Origin of the sequence: Corynebacterium sp. (assembly GCF_022712275.1) — a bacterium.
In the GTDB taxonomy this organism is placed as follows: Bacteria; Actinomycetota; Actinomycetes; order Mycobacteriales; family Mycobacteriaceae; genus Corynebacterium.
The window spans coordinates 19,814-35,371 of the sequence record NZ_JALAGU010000043.1 but is presented as its reverse complement, the minus strand read 5'-3'; the positions used below and the strand labels follow the sequence as shown (position 1 = coordinate 35,371).

Here is a 15,558-nt window from a genome sequence, read left to right as displayed (position 1 = left end):
CGTGATCAACAGACAGTGGGGCGAATGGGGACGCGTCGTCGCCGTCGCCCTGGTCGTCTTCGCCGTCGCCGGAGCGGCGTGGGGGCTCTTCCAGCCGGTGACCACCGGTGAAGTGACCGACGATCTCACGGCCGTCTCGGCCCTGTCCGGGGAGGACGCCGCGGTGTCGACGTTCGGAGTCTACGTCATCATCACCGCGGTGCTGGGCGTGGCCCTGGCAGGATGGATGTTCGCCCGCGCCCGCCGGCTGCGCGGGCCGTGGGGCCTGGCTGCCGCCGGCGTCCTCGCGTTCCTGGGTTCGGCGGTCTTCCTGGTGTTCGGCAACTTCGTCACCGGTCATTTCCGGGCGACGGACCTGTCCGGTGACCTTACCGCCGGTCAGCAGGTGACCCTGGTCGCTGACGTGGGAATGGGGTCGGGGCTGCTCGTCGCCCCGGCCTGCGCACTGGTCGTGTACTGGGCGTGTGCCCTGTTCTCCTCGGACGCGGCGTTCGAGCGGGACCGGACCGACTAACCCTGCCGCAGATTGCGCAGGGCGTGGTACCCCTCCCACGCGGCGTTTTCGCCGGTGTCGAAGGAGACATCGGTACCGGGCTCGTCCGGCTCCCCACCCGGCACGCTGAGCAGTTCAGCGTGTGCCAGGTCCAGAGCCCGGTCACAGGCCGTGCCGTCCCCCTGGTCCAGGTACAGCTCCGCGGCACTGACCCAGTTCAGCGCCGCACCGGAGTGGTCCCGGGCGTCCCGGAAGTACCGGGCCGCACGCTCGGCGTAGGCGACCGCGAGATCCGGCCGGTCCGCCATCTCCCAGACCGCCGACATGTCCTCGTTCCAGTCCGCGAGATGCCAGGTGAGCATGTCGTCGTCGGTGTCTGCAGCCGGATCCTCCAGCACCCGCAGGGCGCGCTCCATCAGCTCCACGGCACGTGAGGTCTCACCCGAGGAGCACCGCTCTCTGGCAGCTGTGCGCAACACCTGCGCCGCCGGGATCCGCTCACCGCGGTCCAGGTGCAGGGTCGCGGCGCGCTCCAGCAGGGAGACCACCGTCTCCCCGGTCGACGACCCGAGCGTCCCGGCCTCACCGGCCTCCTCTGCCGCCATCGTGGCGATGGACAGGCACGCCAGGGTGCGCTCCGAGTCCGGGGTCAGCGCGGACCAGTCCGCCGTGGACGCCGCCAGCGCGAAGGCCTCGTACGGCAGATCCGCACCGAGTGCAGCCCGGGCACGGACCGCCCGGAGGTTCAGCAGTGCAGGGCTCACCGGTGCACCGTCGAGGGCGTTGCCGTAGCGGCTGGCGAGGTCGTAGGCGGCGTCGTAGTCACCGTCGGCGTTGAGCAGCTGGCAGACCTGCTCCGCGCGGTGCATGCCCTCCAGTGGGGCGCCGAGCGTCAGGGCGAGTTCGGCACAGGCCCGCCAGTGGGTGAGGACTCCGTCGGTGTCCATGTCCTCCGGCGTCTCGCCGACGGTCAGGGACAGGTAGCCCAGCACGTCATGGGCCTCGTAGACCTGGGTCGGGGAGACCGCCGGGTCCAGGGTAGCCAGATGGTCGGTGACCAGGGTCATGGCTTCCGTTGTCCGCCCGTCGGCATGGAGCTGCTGTGCCTCGGTGAGCACCCGGTCGCCCGGCTGCACCGTCGGGGAGGTGAAGCGGGCGCACAGGGCACGGAACTGGCCGCGCTTCGCCGCGTTCTCCGTGGAGGTCGCACAGGTCAGCCCGGCCATCGCGGCGAGGGACAGACACACCCGGACATGCCGGGGAGAGTCCTCGGTCAGGCCCGCACCGATATCGGTCAGTCGGGCGGCCAGCTCCGTGAGCAGGGCGGGGGTCGGGGTGAGTCCACAGGTCAGCACCGCGTCATCGCACTCGACGACCATCGCCACCAGGCACAGGGAGGACAGGGCCAGGACCGCTGAGGGGGTGTCCCCGGCGTCCTCGGCGAGGGTGCGCCAGGCACGGACCTCGGCGACGGTGTCGTCGTGCAGTTCCATCCGGTCGGCCGCGGCCGCGCGCAGCACGTGGAACTCGGTGCGTTCGGTCGTCGGGAGATCACCGGGCAGGTCAGCGGGGTCGGCGAGCCAGAACCGGGTACCGAACTCACTGGTCAGCCGCCAGCTCGTCGCGTGGTCGCCGGCCCGTGCCGCCGCCACGGACGCCTGCAGGAGTGCCACCAGCTCCCCGGTCTGTTCCCGGCTCTGTCCCTCGTCCGCCATCCTGCTCAAGACCCTCCGTCCCGTCGACTGTGTGCACTACGTCTAGAATCTGCAGACGATACCCGACCATCACCTGAGGAGACGATCCCAGCTCATGCTTTCGCGTCTGGATCTGAGGGGAAAGACCCCCTCGACCGCCGAACTCCGCCGCATCCTGCCCCGCGGAGGAGTCGACATCGACCATGTGCTCCCGGCCGTGACCCCCGTGGTCGAGGCCGTCCGTGACCGCGGTGCCGCCGCGGCCCTGGAGTACGGCGAGAGCTTCGATCATGTGCGTCCCTCCGACGTCCGCGTTCCGGCGGAGGTCATCGCCGAGGCGACCGAGAACCTCGACCCGAAGATCACCGATGCGCTGACCGAGGCCATCTCCCGGGTGCGCGCCTTCCACGCGTCCCAGGTGCCTGCCGACGCCACTCTCGAGATCGCTCCCGGCGGCCTCGTCGGCGAGCGCTGGATCCCGGTCAACCGGGTCGGCCTGTACGTGCCCGGCGGCAAGGCGGTCTACCCGTCCTCGGTGATCATGAACGTCGTCCCGGCCCAGGAGGCCGGCGTCGGTTCGCTGGTCGTCTGTTCCCCGCCGCAGGCCGACTGCGGCGGCTGGCCGCACCCGACCGTGCTGGCCGCGTGCTCGCTGCTCGGTGTCGAGGAGATCTGGGCCGTCGGCGGTGGCCAGGCCATCGCCCTGATGGCCTACGGCGATGATGACGAGGACCTGGAGCCGGTCGACCTCATCACCGGCCCGGGCAATATCTTCGTCACCGCCGCCAAGCGGCTGTGCCGCTCCGTGGTGGGCATCGACGCCGAGGCCGGCCCGACCGAGATCGCCGTGCTCGCCGACGGGACCGCCGACCCGGTCGCCGTCGCCTACGACCTCATCAGCCAGGCCGAGCACGACCCGATGGCCGCCTCCGTGCTCATCACCGACTCGGTCGAGCTCGCCGACGCCGTCGACCGCGAGGTCGCTGAGCGCTACCAGGTCACCCTCAACCACGACCGCGTCAATGAGGCACTCACCGGCATGCAGTCCGGCATCATCCTCACCGACAGTCCCGACGAGTCGGTGCGGGTGGCGGACGCCTACGCCGCCGAACACCTGGAGGTCCAGACCGAGGACGCCGAGGGCGTCGCCGCCCGGATCACCAACGCCGGTGCGATCTTCATCGGTCCGTACTCCCCGGTCCCGCTGGGTGACTACGCCGCCGGGTCGAACCACGTCCTGCCGACCTCCGGCACCGCCCGGCACTCCTCGGGCCTGTCGACCCATACCTTCCTCAAGCACGTCGACGTCATCAACTACGACCGCACCGCACTCAAGGAGGTCGCGGAAACGGTCGTCACCCTGGCCGACGCCGAGCGTCTGCCCGCCCACGGAGAGGCCGTCAAGGCCCGCTTCGAGAACCCGGAAATCTGAGAGTCATGACTGATCTGAATGATCTCCCGCTGCGCGCTGAACTGCGCGGCAAGTCCGCCTACGGTGCCCCGCAGCTCACCGTCACCAACCAGCTCAACACCAACGAGAATCCCTACGCGCCCTCTGCGGGACTCGTCGAGGATCTCGTCACCGAAGTGCGCCGCCTGGCCACCACGCTGAACCGCTACCCCGAGCGGGACGCCGTCGAACTGCGCGACGGACTCGCCGCCTATGTCTCGCGCCAGACCCACGTCGAGGTCACCCGCGACCAGGTCTGGGCCGCCAACGGCTCCAACGAGGTCCTCCAGCAGCTGCTGCAGGCCTTCGGCGGACCGGGACGCAGCGTCATGGGCTTCACCCCGAGCTACTCGATGCACCCGATCCTCGCTTCCGGCACTCAGACGGAGTTCATCGACGTGCCGCGCACCGGCGAGAACTTCGACATCGACATCGACAAGGCACTGACACGGATCGCGGAGCAGAAGCCGGACATCGTCTTCGTCACGACCCCGAACAACCCCACCGGCGGGATCACCCCGGTGGCCGACCTGCGCCGCATCATTGAGGCGGAGCGGGCGGCCGGCGGCATCGTCATCGTCGACGAGGCCTACGCCGAGTTCTCCGACGAGGCCAGCGCCACCACGCTACTCGCCGACTACCCGACGACTCTCGTCGTCTCCCGCACCATGTCCAAGGCCTTCGACTTCGCGGGAGGGCGCCTCGGGTACTTCGTCGCCGGCCCGGCCTTCATCGAGGCCGTCATGCTGGTACGCCTGCCGTACCACCTGTCGACCCTGTCCCAGGCCGCGGCGACTGTCGCACTGCGTCACGCCGACGAGACCCTCGCCACCGTGGCTAAGCTGCGGGAAGAGAGGATCCGCGTCGTCGCTGCCCTGTCCGACCTGGGCTACAAGGTCGTGCCGAGCGAGTCGAACTTCGTCTTCTTCGCCGTCCCGGACAACGCCGACGCCCACGAACTGTGGACAAGGTTCCTCGACCTCGACGTCCTCATCCGCGATGTCGGCGTCGCCGGCCACCTGCGCATGACCGTGGGACTGCCGCAGGAGAATGACGCCTTCCTCGCCGCCGCCGACAAGATCATCGGAGAATACAAGTGACCACACCACGCACCGACCGTATCGCCCGCATCGAGCGTGCCACGAAGGAATCCTCCATCACCGTCGAGATCAACCTCGACGGCACCGGGAAGACCGACATCGACACGAAGCTGCCCTTCTTCGACCACATGCTCACCGCCTTCGCTGCGCACGGCAGCTTCGACCTCGTCGTCCACGCCGACGGCGACATCGAGGTGGACGCCCACCACACCGTCGAGGACACCGCCATCGTCCTCGGTCAGGCCTTCGCCCGGGCTCTCGGCGACAAGAAGGGCATCCGTCGCTTCGCTGACTCCTACATCCCCATGGACGAGACGCTGGCCCAGGCCGTCGTCGACGTCTCGGGGCGACCCTACTACGTCGGCACCGGTGAGCCGGAGACCATGCTGACCACGGTCATCGGCGGCCACTACGCTACCGTGATCAACCAGCACTTCTTCGAGACCCTGGCCTTCAACGCCCGGATCGCCCTGCATGTGCGCTGCCTCTACGGCCGCGACCCGCACCACATCACCGAGGCGGAGTTCAAGGCGGTGGCCCGTGCGCTGCGTGCCGCCACCGAGTCCGATCCGCGGGTGACGGGGGTGCCGTCCACCAAGGGTACTCTGTGATTGACGTTCTCCAGGTCAAGGGCCTGCCCCTGACCCTGCTCAGTGTCTTCTGTGCCTTCCTCGGGTGGTCGCTGCTGCTGCCGGTCATCCCGGTGGCGATGCTCGACGACGGGTACGGTGACGCGCTCGCCGGCCTGTCCACCGGTGTCTTCATGGCGGCCACCGTCATCACCCAGTTCTTCGTCCCGCGCCTGCTGCGCTCGGTCGGCTACGTGCCGGTGATGATCGCCGCAGCAGTGCTGCTCGGCGTGCCCTCCGCGTTCTACCTCATCGACGGTGGGGCCTGGTTCGTCCTGCTGGTCTCCGCAGTGCGCGGCATCGGCTTCGGCGCGGTCACCGTGGCCCAGTCCGCCCTGCTCGCAGAACTCGTGCCGGCCCGGCAGCTCGGCCGGGCGAACGCCTTCTTCGGTGCGGCGATCGGTGTCGGCGAGATTCTCGGATTCAGTATCGGGCTCAGTCTGTACACCCACGCCGGCGACAGTGTCTTCCTCGTCGCCGTGGTCTGTGGTGTGGTCGGCGCGCTCGGTGCCCTCGGCGTCCCGCCGCTGCGCGCTGAACCGAAAGCTCCGAAGGAACCGGAGCAGGTGCAGCAGGCCGTCAACCACGCCCCACTGTGGAAGCTCGCCCTGGTGCCGGTCGTGGGGCTGTGCGCCGGTGCGATGGGCTTCGGTGCCCTGTCCTCGTTCACCGCTCCCGCGGTCGACGGCATCGATCCGACGGCCGCTGCGACCGTGGCGGGGTTCGCACTGGCGGTCACCGGTGCCGCCCAGATCCTCGGCCGCGTCATCTCCGGCTGGTGGGCCGACCGGACCAGGGAGCCCGGTCGGCTCGTCGTCTGGGCGTCCCTGTGCGCTGTCGGAGGAATGCTCGCCATGGCGTCCGTCATCTACTCCGCCCCCTCCGGGGCGGCCCTGGTGGCAGGGGCGCTCGGTTCCGCGGCCCTGTTCGGCCTCGGCTTCGGTGGTGTCCAGTCCGAGACCCTGCTGATGATGTTCGCCCGGATGCCGAAGGAGCGGCTCTCCGAGGCGTCCGCCACCTGGAACATGTCCTTCGACTCGGGGACCGGTGCCGGGTCCGCCGTACTCGGCGTCGTGGCGTCCTCCGGCGGCTACGGCGGGGTGTTCCTCGCCGGAGCGGGGCTGGTCGGCGTCGGTTCGGCAACGCTGGCGGGGGACCGGTGGCTGGGGCGCCACCGGGTCGTCGAGCACGGGAACATCCGTACCCGGCTGCGGCGCCTCACCTCAGACTCCACAACAGGACGCCGCCCGAGTGCCTGACGGGTCTGCGCGCTAGAATCTGCGGTCATGGCAACTCCTCGCGTCGCACTGCTCGACTACGGTTCCGGCAACCTCCGATCCGCCCAGCGTGCGCTGGAGCATGTGGGGGCGGAGGTGACCGTCACCGCCGACCCGGACACGGTACTGAACGCGGACGGGCTGCTGGTCCCCGGCGTCGGAAACTTCGGTGCCTGCATGACCGGTCTGCGTGCCGTCCACGGCGACCGGATGATCGACATCCGACTGTCGGGAGGACGCCCCGTCTTCGGTATCTGTGTCGGCATGCAGATCCTCTTCGACTACGGCGTGGAAGGATCCGACGGTGACGGCCCCGGCACCGAAGGCTGTGGCCAGTGGCCCGGGTCGGTGACGAAGCTCGAGTCCTCCGTACTGCCGCACATGGGGTGGAACACCCTCGAGGCGGCGGACGGTACCGAACTGTTCGCCGGGGCTGACCCGGCCGAGCGGTACTACTTCGTGCACTCCTACGCCGCCCGTGCCTGGGAAATGGTCACCGACGGTCACACCGAGGCGCCGAAGGTCACCTGGGCGCAGCACGAGGACTGCCGGTTCGTTGCCGCGGTGGAGAACGGTCCGCTGTGGGCGACCCAGTTCCACCCGGAGAAGTCCGGTGATGCCGGGGCGCAATTGCTGCGCAACTGGCTCGCCACCCTGTGACGCCACCACTGGCACCACGACAAACCACACTGTGAGATAATTGATCTCACGATACGGCTGAGGCCGTCCACCTGCGCGATAGGATGTTCACATGACTCTCACCCTGCTCCCCGCCGTCGACGTCCGTGACGGTCAGGCCGTCCGCCTTGTCCAGGGAGCCTCCGGTTCCGAGACCAGTTACGGTTCCCCGCTGGACGCCGCACTGGCCTGGCAGAACGCCGGAGCAGAGTGGGTCCATCTCGTCGACCTGGACGCCGCCTTCGGGACCGGCTCCAACTTCGAGCAGCTCAACGAGGTCATCAGTCAGCTCGACGTCAACGTCGAACTCTCCGGCGGTATCCGTGACGACGAGTCCCTGGTCCGTGCCCTGTCCACCGGTTGCCGCCGGGTGAACATCGGCACCGCCGCGCTGGAGGACCCGGACTGGTGCGAGCGCATCATCGGCGAGTACGGCGACCGCGTGGCCATCGGCCTCGACACCCGCCAGATCGACGGCGAGTGGCGGCTGCGCGGCCGTGGCTGGGTTTCCGACGGCGGCGACCTGTGGGAGGTTCTCGAGCGCCTCGACGCCCAGGGCTGCTCCCGCTTCGTGGTCACCGACGTCTCCCGCGACGGCATGCTCTCCGGCCCGAACATCGACCTGCTGCGTGAAGTCGCCGCCGCGACCTCCGCCCCGGTCGTCGCCTCCGGCGGTATCTCCAGTCTTGACGACATCGCAGCCCTGGCCGACGCCGTTTCCGACGGGGTGGATTCCGCCATCGTCGGCAAGGCTCTCTACGCCGGCAAGTTCACCCTCGAACAGGCTCTCGCGGTGGCCCGCGGTGAAGCCGTCCCCACAGACGCACAGGAGTGACACCATGACAGACTCACCGACCGGCCCGGATGAGGGCCAGTTGTCCACCGGTGCCGACCGGGTCCCGGAGATCCGTGACGTCAACCTCGTCGACGACGAGATCGACACCCGTGCCCTCCTCGCGATCGCCGAAGCCGCCGTCGACGAGGCCGAGGCCACCTTCACCGCCGCCGTCGGCGCTGACCCGGCGGTGATGAAGAGCCCCGGTGACTTCGCCACCGAGGCAGACCTCTCCGTCGAACGCCAGCTGCGTACCCTGCTCACCCGCTACACCGGCCTGCCGGTTCACGGCGAGGAGTACGGAGTCGTCCGTCCCGGCGAGCAGGTCGAGGTCAACCCCAATGACGAGTACGCCGACGAGTTCGACGGTCCGCAGAGCAAGCCGCCGAAGGGCCCGTCGAACCCCGGCCTCCACGAACTGCCGGAGACCTGCTGGGTCGTCGATCCGATCGACGGCACCGCGAACTACGCCGTCGGCAACCCGTTCTGCTGCATCCTCGTCTCCCTCGTCCACAAGGGCGAGGCCGTCGTCGCCGTGTGCGAGATGCCGCTGCTCGGCCGCCGGATCACCGCCCGCAAGGGCCACGGCCTGTTCGTCGACGGCCACCCCGCCCGTCAGATGCCGCCGTCGGATCCGGCGATCACCCAGATCGGCTTCGGCTCGATCCTTTCCCAGCGCCGCGGCAACCTGCCGGTGTCCTACCGGCAGGACATGCTCAACGCCATCGGCCGGACCTACCCGCGCATGCGCGTCTCCGGCTCCTGCGGTATCGACCTGGCTTTCACCGCCGCCGGCGTCTTCGGCGGCACCGTGACCTTCAGCCCCAACCTGTGGGACAACTGCGCCGGCATCCTCATGATCCGTGAGAACGGGGGAGTGGTCACCGACTTCGCCGGCAACCGCTGGGTCCCCGGCGTCTCCGGCATCGTCGCCGGTGAGCCCGAGGTGCATGCCAACCTGATCCGGCACATCCAGTCGGTGCCGATCGGCACCGCCGCACGCAACGCCCAGGACGTCAAGGACCGTGGAGGTATCCGATGAGTGTCGCTGTCCGTGTCATCCCCTGCCTCGACGTCGACAACGGCCGCGTCGTCAAGGGGGTCAACTTCGAGAATCTGCGGGACGCCGGTGACCCTGTCGAACTGGCCGCGCGCTACGACGCCGAAGGCGCCGACGAACTGACCTTCCTCGACGTCTCGGCGTCCAAGGACGGCCGCGGCACCATGCTCGACGTGGTCCGCCGCACCGCCGACCAGGTCTTCATACCGCTCACCGTCGGTGGCGGCGTCCGCTCCGAGGACGATGTCGATCAGCTGCTGCGCGCCGGTGCCGACAAGGTCTCGGTGAACACCTCCGCCATCCACCGTCCCGAACTGCTCCGCGAACTCTCCGGCCGCTTCGGTGCCCAGTGCATCGTGCTGTCCGTCGACGCCCGCCGCGTCCCCGAGGGAGGCGAACCCCAACCCTCCGGTTTCGAGGTCACCACCCACGGCGGTACCCGCTCCGCCGGACTCGACGCCATCGGGTGGGCCCGCACCGGTGAGGAGCTCGGGGTCGGCGAGATCCTGCTGAACTCCATGGACGGCGACGGCACCCGTGACGGCTTCGACCTGGAGCTCATCAGGGCGGTCCGTGAGGTCGTCTCCATTCCGGTCATCGCCTCCGGCGGTGCCGGGAAGGCCGCCGACTTCCCGCCCGCTGTCGAGGCCGGGGCGGACGCTGTGCTCGCGGCGTCCATCTTCCACTTCGGCGACGTCTCCATCGGCGAGGTCAAGGACGCCATGGCGGACGCCAGGATCGAGGTCCGGCGATGAGTGAGACACGCAGTGATCCCGCGTCCTTCGATCTCGATCCGGCCATCGCCGGGCGTCTGAAGCGCAATGAGGCCGGCCTGGTGCCGGCCGTCGTCCAGGAGAACGCCACCGGCGACGTACTCATGCTCGCCTGGATGGACGACCACGCCCTCGCCCACACCATCACCACCCGTAAGGGGACCTACTGGTCCCGGTCACGGAACGAATACTGGGTCAAGGGGGAGACTTCCGGACACACCCAGTACGTCCACGAGGTCCGCCTCGACTGCGACGGGGATACGCTCCTGGTGAAGGTCGACCAGACCGGTGGCGCCTGCCACACCGGGGACCACACCTGTTTCGACGCCGACCGTCTGGCCTAGGATCATCCGTGATGACTACTGCTGAGTCCGACCCGTACCAGATCACGTCGCTGGACACCTTCCGCCGCCTGGGCGCTCGTCACCGCGTCGTCCCCGTCGTCAAGAAGGTCCTCGCCGACGGGGAGAGCGCACTGAGCGCCTACACCAAACTGGCCGCCGACCGACCGGGCACCTTCCTGTTCGAGTCCGCGGCCCCCGGCCAGTCCTGGTCCCGCCACTCCTTCATCGGCACCGGGGCACGCTGCGCCCTTGTCGCCCGTGACGGTGAGGCGCACTGGACCGGTGCCGCGCCGTCCGATCTCGTCGACGGACCGACCGACCCGATCGAGGCGGTGCGTCACGCACTGGAGGTGCTGCACACCGAGTCGCTGCCCGGACTGCCGACGCTGAGCTCCGGCCTGGTCGGGTACATGGGCCATGACATGGTCCGCTATATCGAGGACCTGCCGGACACCTGCGACAACGACCTGCAGGTACCGGACATGGTGCAGATGCTGGTGGACAATGTGGCCGTGGTCGACCACCACGAAGGCACCGTCTGGCTCATCGCCAACGTGGTGAACTGGGACGGTTCCGACGAGCGGATCGACGAGGCATACGCAGGCGCCGTCGAGCGCATCGACGAGATGGAACGGCGTCTGGCCACTCCGTCCACACTGCCGGCCGTGACCTTCTCCACCCCGGCTCCGGAGCCCAGGCGTCAGCGCGCCAAGGAGGAGCACCTCCGGCGCATCGGTCTGTGCAAAGAGCATATCCGCGCCGGTGACGCTTTCCAGATCGTGCTCTCGCAGCGCTTCGAGATGGACACTCAGGTCCCCGGCACCGACATCTACCGGATGCTGCGTGTCGCCAACCCCAGCCCCTACATGTTCCTGGTCAACGTCCCCTCCGACGACTTCTCCGGGACTGCTTTCCAGATCATCGGTTCCTCGCCGGAGTCCCTGGTCCAGGTCGAGGACGGCCGGGTGACGACGTTCCCGATCGCCGGCTCGCGTCCTCGTGGCGGGACCTTCGAGGAGGATGACCTGCTCGAGAAGGAGCTGCTCGCCGACGAGAAGGAGAACTCCGAGCACCTCATGCTCGTCGACCTGGGACGCAACGACCTCGGCCGGGTGTGTGAGCCCGGTACCGTCGCCGTCCACGACTTCCGCCACGTCGAGAAGTACTCGGCGATCATGCACCTGGTCTCCGGTGTCTCCGGGCGCCTCGCCGAGGGGAAGACCGCCCTTGACGCCTTCGCCGCGACCTTCCCGGCAGGGACGTTGTCCGGCGCGCCGAAGCCCTCTGCGCTGGCGATCATCGACGAACTGGAGGACACCCGGCGTGGAGTCTACGGTGGCACCGTGGGCTACTTCGACTTCTCCGGCAACACCGACCAGGCCATCGCCATCCGTACCGGCCTCTACAAGGACGGCACCGTCTTCGTCCAGGCCGGTGGCGGTATCGTCGCGGATTCCGACCCGGAGGCCGAGGACACCGAGACCCGGAACAAGGCCCTGGCGGTGTTGCGTGCGGTTGCCGCGGCCGAGACCGTCCGACCGGTGGGGGTGGATCGATGACCCCCGCGAAGGACGCCGTGAAGAAGCGGCTCAACGGACGCAACCTCGCCCTGTCGCTCACCGTGCTCAGCGCGGCGGGTCTGTGGGGCACCGGCCAGATGACCTGGCTGACGGCGTCCGTCGTCGACGACAAGACCGGTGAATCCACCGAGCAGATCATCGGCCGGGTGTGGGACGCCGCAGGCACCCCGCTGGCGCTGGCAATGCTCGCCGCGATGATCCTCTCGTTCGCGCTGGCGCCGATGGCGCGCCGCGTCCTCGGCGGGATCAGCGCTGCGCTGGCCGCGATCGCCGGATTCGCCGCGGTGATGCTGCTCGGCGGTGACCCGGACCTGGACCGTGCCCAGCAGCTGCTCACCACCGGTGCCGCGACGCAGAAGTCGACCGACCCGGTGCAGATCTCGGACTGGGCGACGGTCACCGACGCCTCCGTCCACACCTTCCCGGTGGTGCTGGCACTGCTGGCCGCGGCGTGCGGCGTGGTGGGCGGCGTCCTGCTGGCGATGAAGCCGGGGGAGGCCCGGCAGGGTCACAGCCGTTACGAGACCCCGGAGGCACGTCGCGAGGGCGTCGTCGAGGATCTCAACGAGGAACCCGGCTCCGGACGCGTCCTGTGGGACGCGCTCGACGCGGGAGTGGACCCGACGGACCGTGACGAGGCCGGCAAGCGGCCCGATTGAGCGGCCTGATTGAGTGGCGGGCGTCACGGGCGGTTACCATTACGCCATGACTGTGCTCGACGAGATCATCGCCGGTGTCCTGGCGGACACCGCCCGCCGCGAGGCTGAGGTCCCTCTCTCCGACATCAAGGCCCGTGCCCTGGACGCCCCTGCGCCCCTGGACGCCCTCGCCGCCCTCTCCGCTCCCTCTGTCAGCGTCATTGCCGAGGTCAAGCGTGCAAGCCCCTCGAAGGGGCACCTGGCGGAGATTCCGGAGCCGGAGGTACTGGCCAAGGCCTACGAGACCAACGGAGCCGCTGTGATCAGCTGCCTCACCGAGGAGCGACGCTTCCACGGCTCCCTGGCCGACTTCGACAAGGTCCGGGCAAACGTGGACATCCCCCTGCTGCGCAAGGACTTCACCACCACCCCGTACCAGATCCATGAGGCCCGGGCACACGGTGCGGACGTCATCCTGCTCATCGTCGCCGCCCTCGAGCAGGACCAGCTCGCCGCCCTGCTGGACCGCACCGAATCCCTGGGCATGACCGCACTGGTCGAGGTCCACACCGTGGAAGAGGCGGAGCGGGCCGTCGCCGTGGGTGCGAAAGTCATCGGCGTCAACGCCCGGAACCTCAAGACCCTCGAGGTCGACACGACCGTGTTCAGCAGGATCGCCCCGGTCATCCCCGAGGGGATCGTGAAGGTCGCCGAGTCCGGCGTGAAGTCCAAGACCGATCTGCAGGCCTACGCCGCGGGCGGGGCGGACGCCATCCTCGTCGGCGAAGGTCTGGTCACCGCGCCGAACCCGGGCCAGGCCTGCCGCTCACTGGTGGCCGCCGGACAGCACCCCGCCTTCCCGCGCGCCTGACGGTAGGCACGTGGGTGACGCAGGGTACAGTCGGACCCCGTGAGCACTCCCAGTACTGAATCCGCGAATAGCCCCCTGGGTCTCCCGACAGCCGGTGAGGTCATCGCGACCCCCACCGCCCACGACGCCGACGAGCGCGGCCACTGGGGGGACTACGGCGGACGCTACATCCCCGAGGCCCTCATGGCCGTCGTCACCGAGATCGAGGACGCCTGGGGCAAGGCCCGGGTCGACCCGACCTTCCTCGAGGCCCTCGACGACCTGCACCGGAACTACACCGGCCGTCCGTCTCCGCTGTACTACGGCCCGAACTTCTCGAAGGCCGTCGGTGCGAAGGTCTACTTCAAGCGCGAGGACCTGAACCACACCGGCTCGCACAAGATCAACAACGTGCTGGGCCAGGTCCTGCTCGCCAAGCGGATGGGCAAGGACAACGTCATTGCCGAGACCGGCGCCGGCCAGCACGGTGTCGCGACCGCCACCGCGTGTGCCCTGCTCGGGCTGAACTGCCGGATCTACATGGGTGAGGTCGACGCGAAGCGTCAGGCACTCAACATCGCCCGGATGCGTCTGCTCGGCGCGGAGGTCATCGAGGTCACCGTCGGTTCCGCGACACTGAAGGACGCGATCAACGAGGCCATGCGCTACTGGGTCTCCCACGCCGAGGACACCTACTACGCTTTCGGTACCGCCGCCGGTCCGCACCCCTTCCCGGAGATGGTCCGGGACCTGCAGCGCGTCATCGGTGTCGAGGCCCGCGAGCAGATCCTCGCCGCCGAGGGACGCCTGCCGGACGCCGTGCTGGCCTGCGTCGGTGGCGGCTCGAACGCCATCGGCCTGTTCCACCGCTTCATCGACGATGAGTCTGTCGCACTGCTCGGCGCCGAGGCCGGCGGCGACGGTGTGGAGACCGGTCGCCACGCCGCCCCCATCACCGTCGGGTCCGAGGGGGTCTTCCAGGGCTCCTTCGCCGCCCTGATGCAGAACGAGGACGGCCAGATCATCGAGTCCCACTCGATCTCCGCCGGACTGGACTACCCGGGCGTCGGCCCGGAGCACTCCTACCTCTCCCACATCGGTCGGGCGGAGTACCTGCCGATCACCGACACCGAGACCATGGAAGCATTCCGACTGCTGACCCGCACCGAAGGCATCATCCCGGCGATCGAGTCCGCGCACGCCGTCGCGCTGGCGGTGAAGGCGGCCGCCGAGTACTCCGACGGTACCCGCACCCCCGCCGACGGTAAGGAGCCGGTGTTCATCGTCAACGTCTCCGGCCGTGGCGACAAGGACGTCGACACCGCCGCGAAGTGGTTCAACATGCATCCTGACGAGAACGGCACCGAGGAGAACAACTGATGAGCGCCCTGTCCGACATCTTCACCTCGGCGCGCGCCGAGGGTCGTGCCGCCTTCGTCGGCTACCTTCCCGCCGGTTACCCCACGGTGGACGCCTCGCTGGACAACGTGACGACCCTGTCCCGTTACGCGGACCTCGTCGAAGTGGGAATCCCGTTCAGTGACCCGATGATGGACGGTCCGACGATCCAGGCCGCCGGTACCGAGGCACTGTCCAACGGCTTCCGCGTCCGCGACACCTTCCGTGTGATCGACGCGGTCGTCGCCGCCGGCGGCAACGCCGTGATCATGAGCTACTGGAACCCGATCCTCCAGTACGGCCCGGAGAAGTTCGCCGAGGAGCTCGCCGCCGCCGGTGGACTCGGCTCGATCATCCCGGACCTGCTGCCGGAGGAGTCGGAGCGCTGGAACGCCGCCTGTGCGGCCAACGGCCTCGACAATGTCTACCTCGTGGCTCCCTCGACCACTCCGGAGCGTCTCGACATGACCGTGCGCGCCGGTGGCGGGTTCATCTACGCTCAGTCGCACATGGGCGTCACCGGTGCCCAGGAGGACGTCTCCACCGACGCCCGTGGCGTGGTGGACCGGGTCCGCTCGGCCACCGACCTGCCGGTGGCTGTGGGCCTCGGTGTGAAGAACGGTGACCAGGCGGCCGCCATCGCCGACTACGCCGACGGCGTCATCGTCGGTTCCGCACTGATCACCGCCGCAGGGCAGGGGACCGAGGTGCTCGACGCCCTCGCTGCTGACCTGTACGACGGCGTCCGGCGGTGACATC

Annotated in this window: 16 protein-coding genes; 15 read left to right on the top strand and 1 reads right to left on the bottom strand. The window is 69.0% G+C overall.

The genetic code is table 11. From position 1 onward, the window contains the following. Position 1 precedes the first annotated feature (1 nt). The gene (locus Q0A27_RS10035) at positions 2-514 is read left to right on the top strand and encodes a hypothetical protein (protein ID WP_291475082.1); all 513 of its coding nucleotides are present in this window, start codon (positions 2-4) and stop codon (positions 512-514) included. Here Q0A27_RS10035 and Q0A27_RS10030 read toward each other — a convergent pair. Beyond that, positions 511-2,208, bottom strand: coding sequence for a hypothetical protein (locus tag Q0A27_RS10030; protein WP_291475080.1), 1,698 nt, complete (start codon positions 2,206-2,208; stop codon positions 511-513). The genes Q0A27_RS10035 and Q0A27_RS10030 overlap by 4 nt on opposite strands. 94 nt (positions 2,209-2,302) lie before the next feature. On the opposite strand from Q0A27_RS10030, the gene hisD reads away from it, so the two are divergent. The 14 genes from hisD to trpA all read left to right on the top strand — a co-directional run bounded on the left by hisD (position 2,303) and on the right by trpA (position 15,554). After that, positions 2,303-3,619, top strand: coding sequence for a histidinol dehydrogenase (gene hisD / locus Q0A27_RS10025; protein ID WP_291475078.1), 1,317 nt, complete (start codon positions 2,303-2,305; stop codon positions 3,617-3,619). A 5-nt stretch (positions 3,620-3,624) separates the two neighbouring features. Further along, positions 3,625-4,737, top strand: coding sequence for a histidinol-phosphate transaminase (locus Q0A27_RS10020; protein ID WP_291475076.1), 1,113 nt, complete (start codon positions 3,625-3,627; stop codon positions 4,735-4,737). Further along, a complete protein-coding gene (gene hisB, locus Q0A27_RS10015) occupies positions 4,734-5,348 on the top strand; it encodes an imidazoleglycerol-phosphate dehydratase HisB (protein ID WP_291475075.1) in 615 nt (204 codons plus the stop codon). The genes Q0A27_RS10020 and hisB overlap by 4 nt, the downstream gene beginning before the upstream one ends. Then, positions 5,345-6,625, top strand: a complete 1,281-nt coding sequence (locus Q0A27_RS10010) for an MFS transporter (RefSeq protein WP_291475074.1) — start codon at positions 5,345-5,347, stop codon at positions 6,623-6,625. The genes hisB and Q0A27_RS10010 overlap by 4 nt, the downstream gene beginning before the upstream one ends. 27 nt (positions 6,626-6,652) lie before the next feature. Next, complete coding sequence (gene hisH / locus Q0A27_RS10005) at positions 6,653-7,303, top strand: imidazole glycerol phosphate synthase subunit HisH (protein WP_291475072.1); 651 nt, start codon at positions 6,653-6,655, stop codon at positions 7,301-7,303. Positions 7,304-7,394: 91 nt separating this feature from the next. Beyond that, entirely contained in the window at positions 7,395-8,156 is a 762-nt protein-coding gene (gene priA / locus Q0A27_RS10000) for a bifunctional 1-(5-phosphoribosyl)-5-((5-phosphoribosylamino)methylideneamino)imidazole-4-carboxamide isomerase/phosphoribosylanthranilate isomerase PriA (RefSeq protein WP_291475071.1), read from the top strand. A gap of 4 nt (positions 8,157-8,160) precedes the next feature. Beyond that, complete coding sequence (locus Q0A27_RS09995; RefSeq protein ID WP_291475069.1) at positions 8,161-9,198, top strand: inositol monophosphatase; 1,038 nt, start codon at positions 8,161-8,163, stop codon at positions 9,196-9,198. Further along, on the top strand, positions 9,195-9,971 hold the full coding sequence (gene hisF / locus Q0A27_RS09990) for an imidazole glycerol phosphate synthase subunit HisF (protein WP_291475068.1): 777 nt from the start codon (positions 9,195-9,197) through the stop codon (positions 9,969-9,971). The genes Q0A27_RS09995 and hisF overlap by 4 nt, the downstream gene beginning before the upstream one ends. Next, positions 9,968-10,333 (top strand): phosphoribosyl-AMP cyclohydrolase, encoded by a 366-nt coding sequence (gene hisI / locus Q0A27_RS09985; protein ID WP_291475066.1) that lies wholly within the window; start codon positions 9,968-9,970, stop codon positions 10,331-10,333. The genes hisF and hisI overlap by 4 nt, the downstream gene beginning before the upstream one ends. Positions 10,334-10,344: 11 nt before the next feature. Then, entirely contained in the window at positions 10,345-11,892 is a 1,548-nt protein-coding gene (locus tag Q0A27_RS09980; protein WP_291475065.1) for an anthranilate synthase component I, read from the top strand. Then, positions 11,889-12,572 (top strand): TIGR02234 family membrane protein, encoded by a 684-nt coding sequence (locus Q0A27_RS09975; RefSeq protein ID WP_291475064.1) that lies wholly within the window; start codon positions 11,889-11,891, stop codon positions 12,570-12,572. The genes Q0A27_RS09980 and Q0A27_RS09975 overlap by 4 nt, the downstream gene beginning before the upstream one ends. 46 nt (positions 12,573-12,618) lie before the next feature. Further along, entirely contained in the window at positions 12,619-13,422 is an 804-nt protein-coding gene (gene trpC / locus Q0A27_RS09970) for an indole-3-glycerol phosphate synthase TrpC (protein ID WP_291475062.1), read from the top strand. 39 nt (positions 13,423-13,461) lie between these two features. Beyond that, a complete protein-coding gene (gene trpB / locus Q0A27_RS09965) occupies positions 13,462-14,781 on the top strand; it encodes a tryptophan synthase subunit beta (RefSeq protein ID WP_291475060.1) in 1,320 nt (439 codons plus the stop codon). Further along, the gene (trpA, locus tag Q0A27_RS09960; RefSeq protein WP_291475058.1) at positions 14,781-15,554 is read left to right on the top strand and encodes a tryptophan synthase subunit alpha; all 774 of its coding nucleotides are present in this window, start codon (positions 14,781-14,783) and stop codon (positions 15,552-15,554) included. Before trpB ends, trpA begins: the two co-directional genes overlap by 1 nt. Positions 15,555-15,558 lie beyond the last annotated feature (4 nt).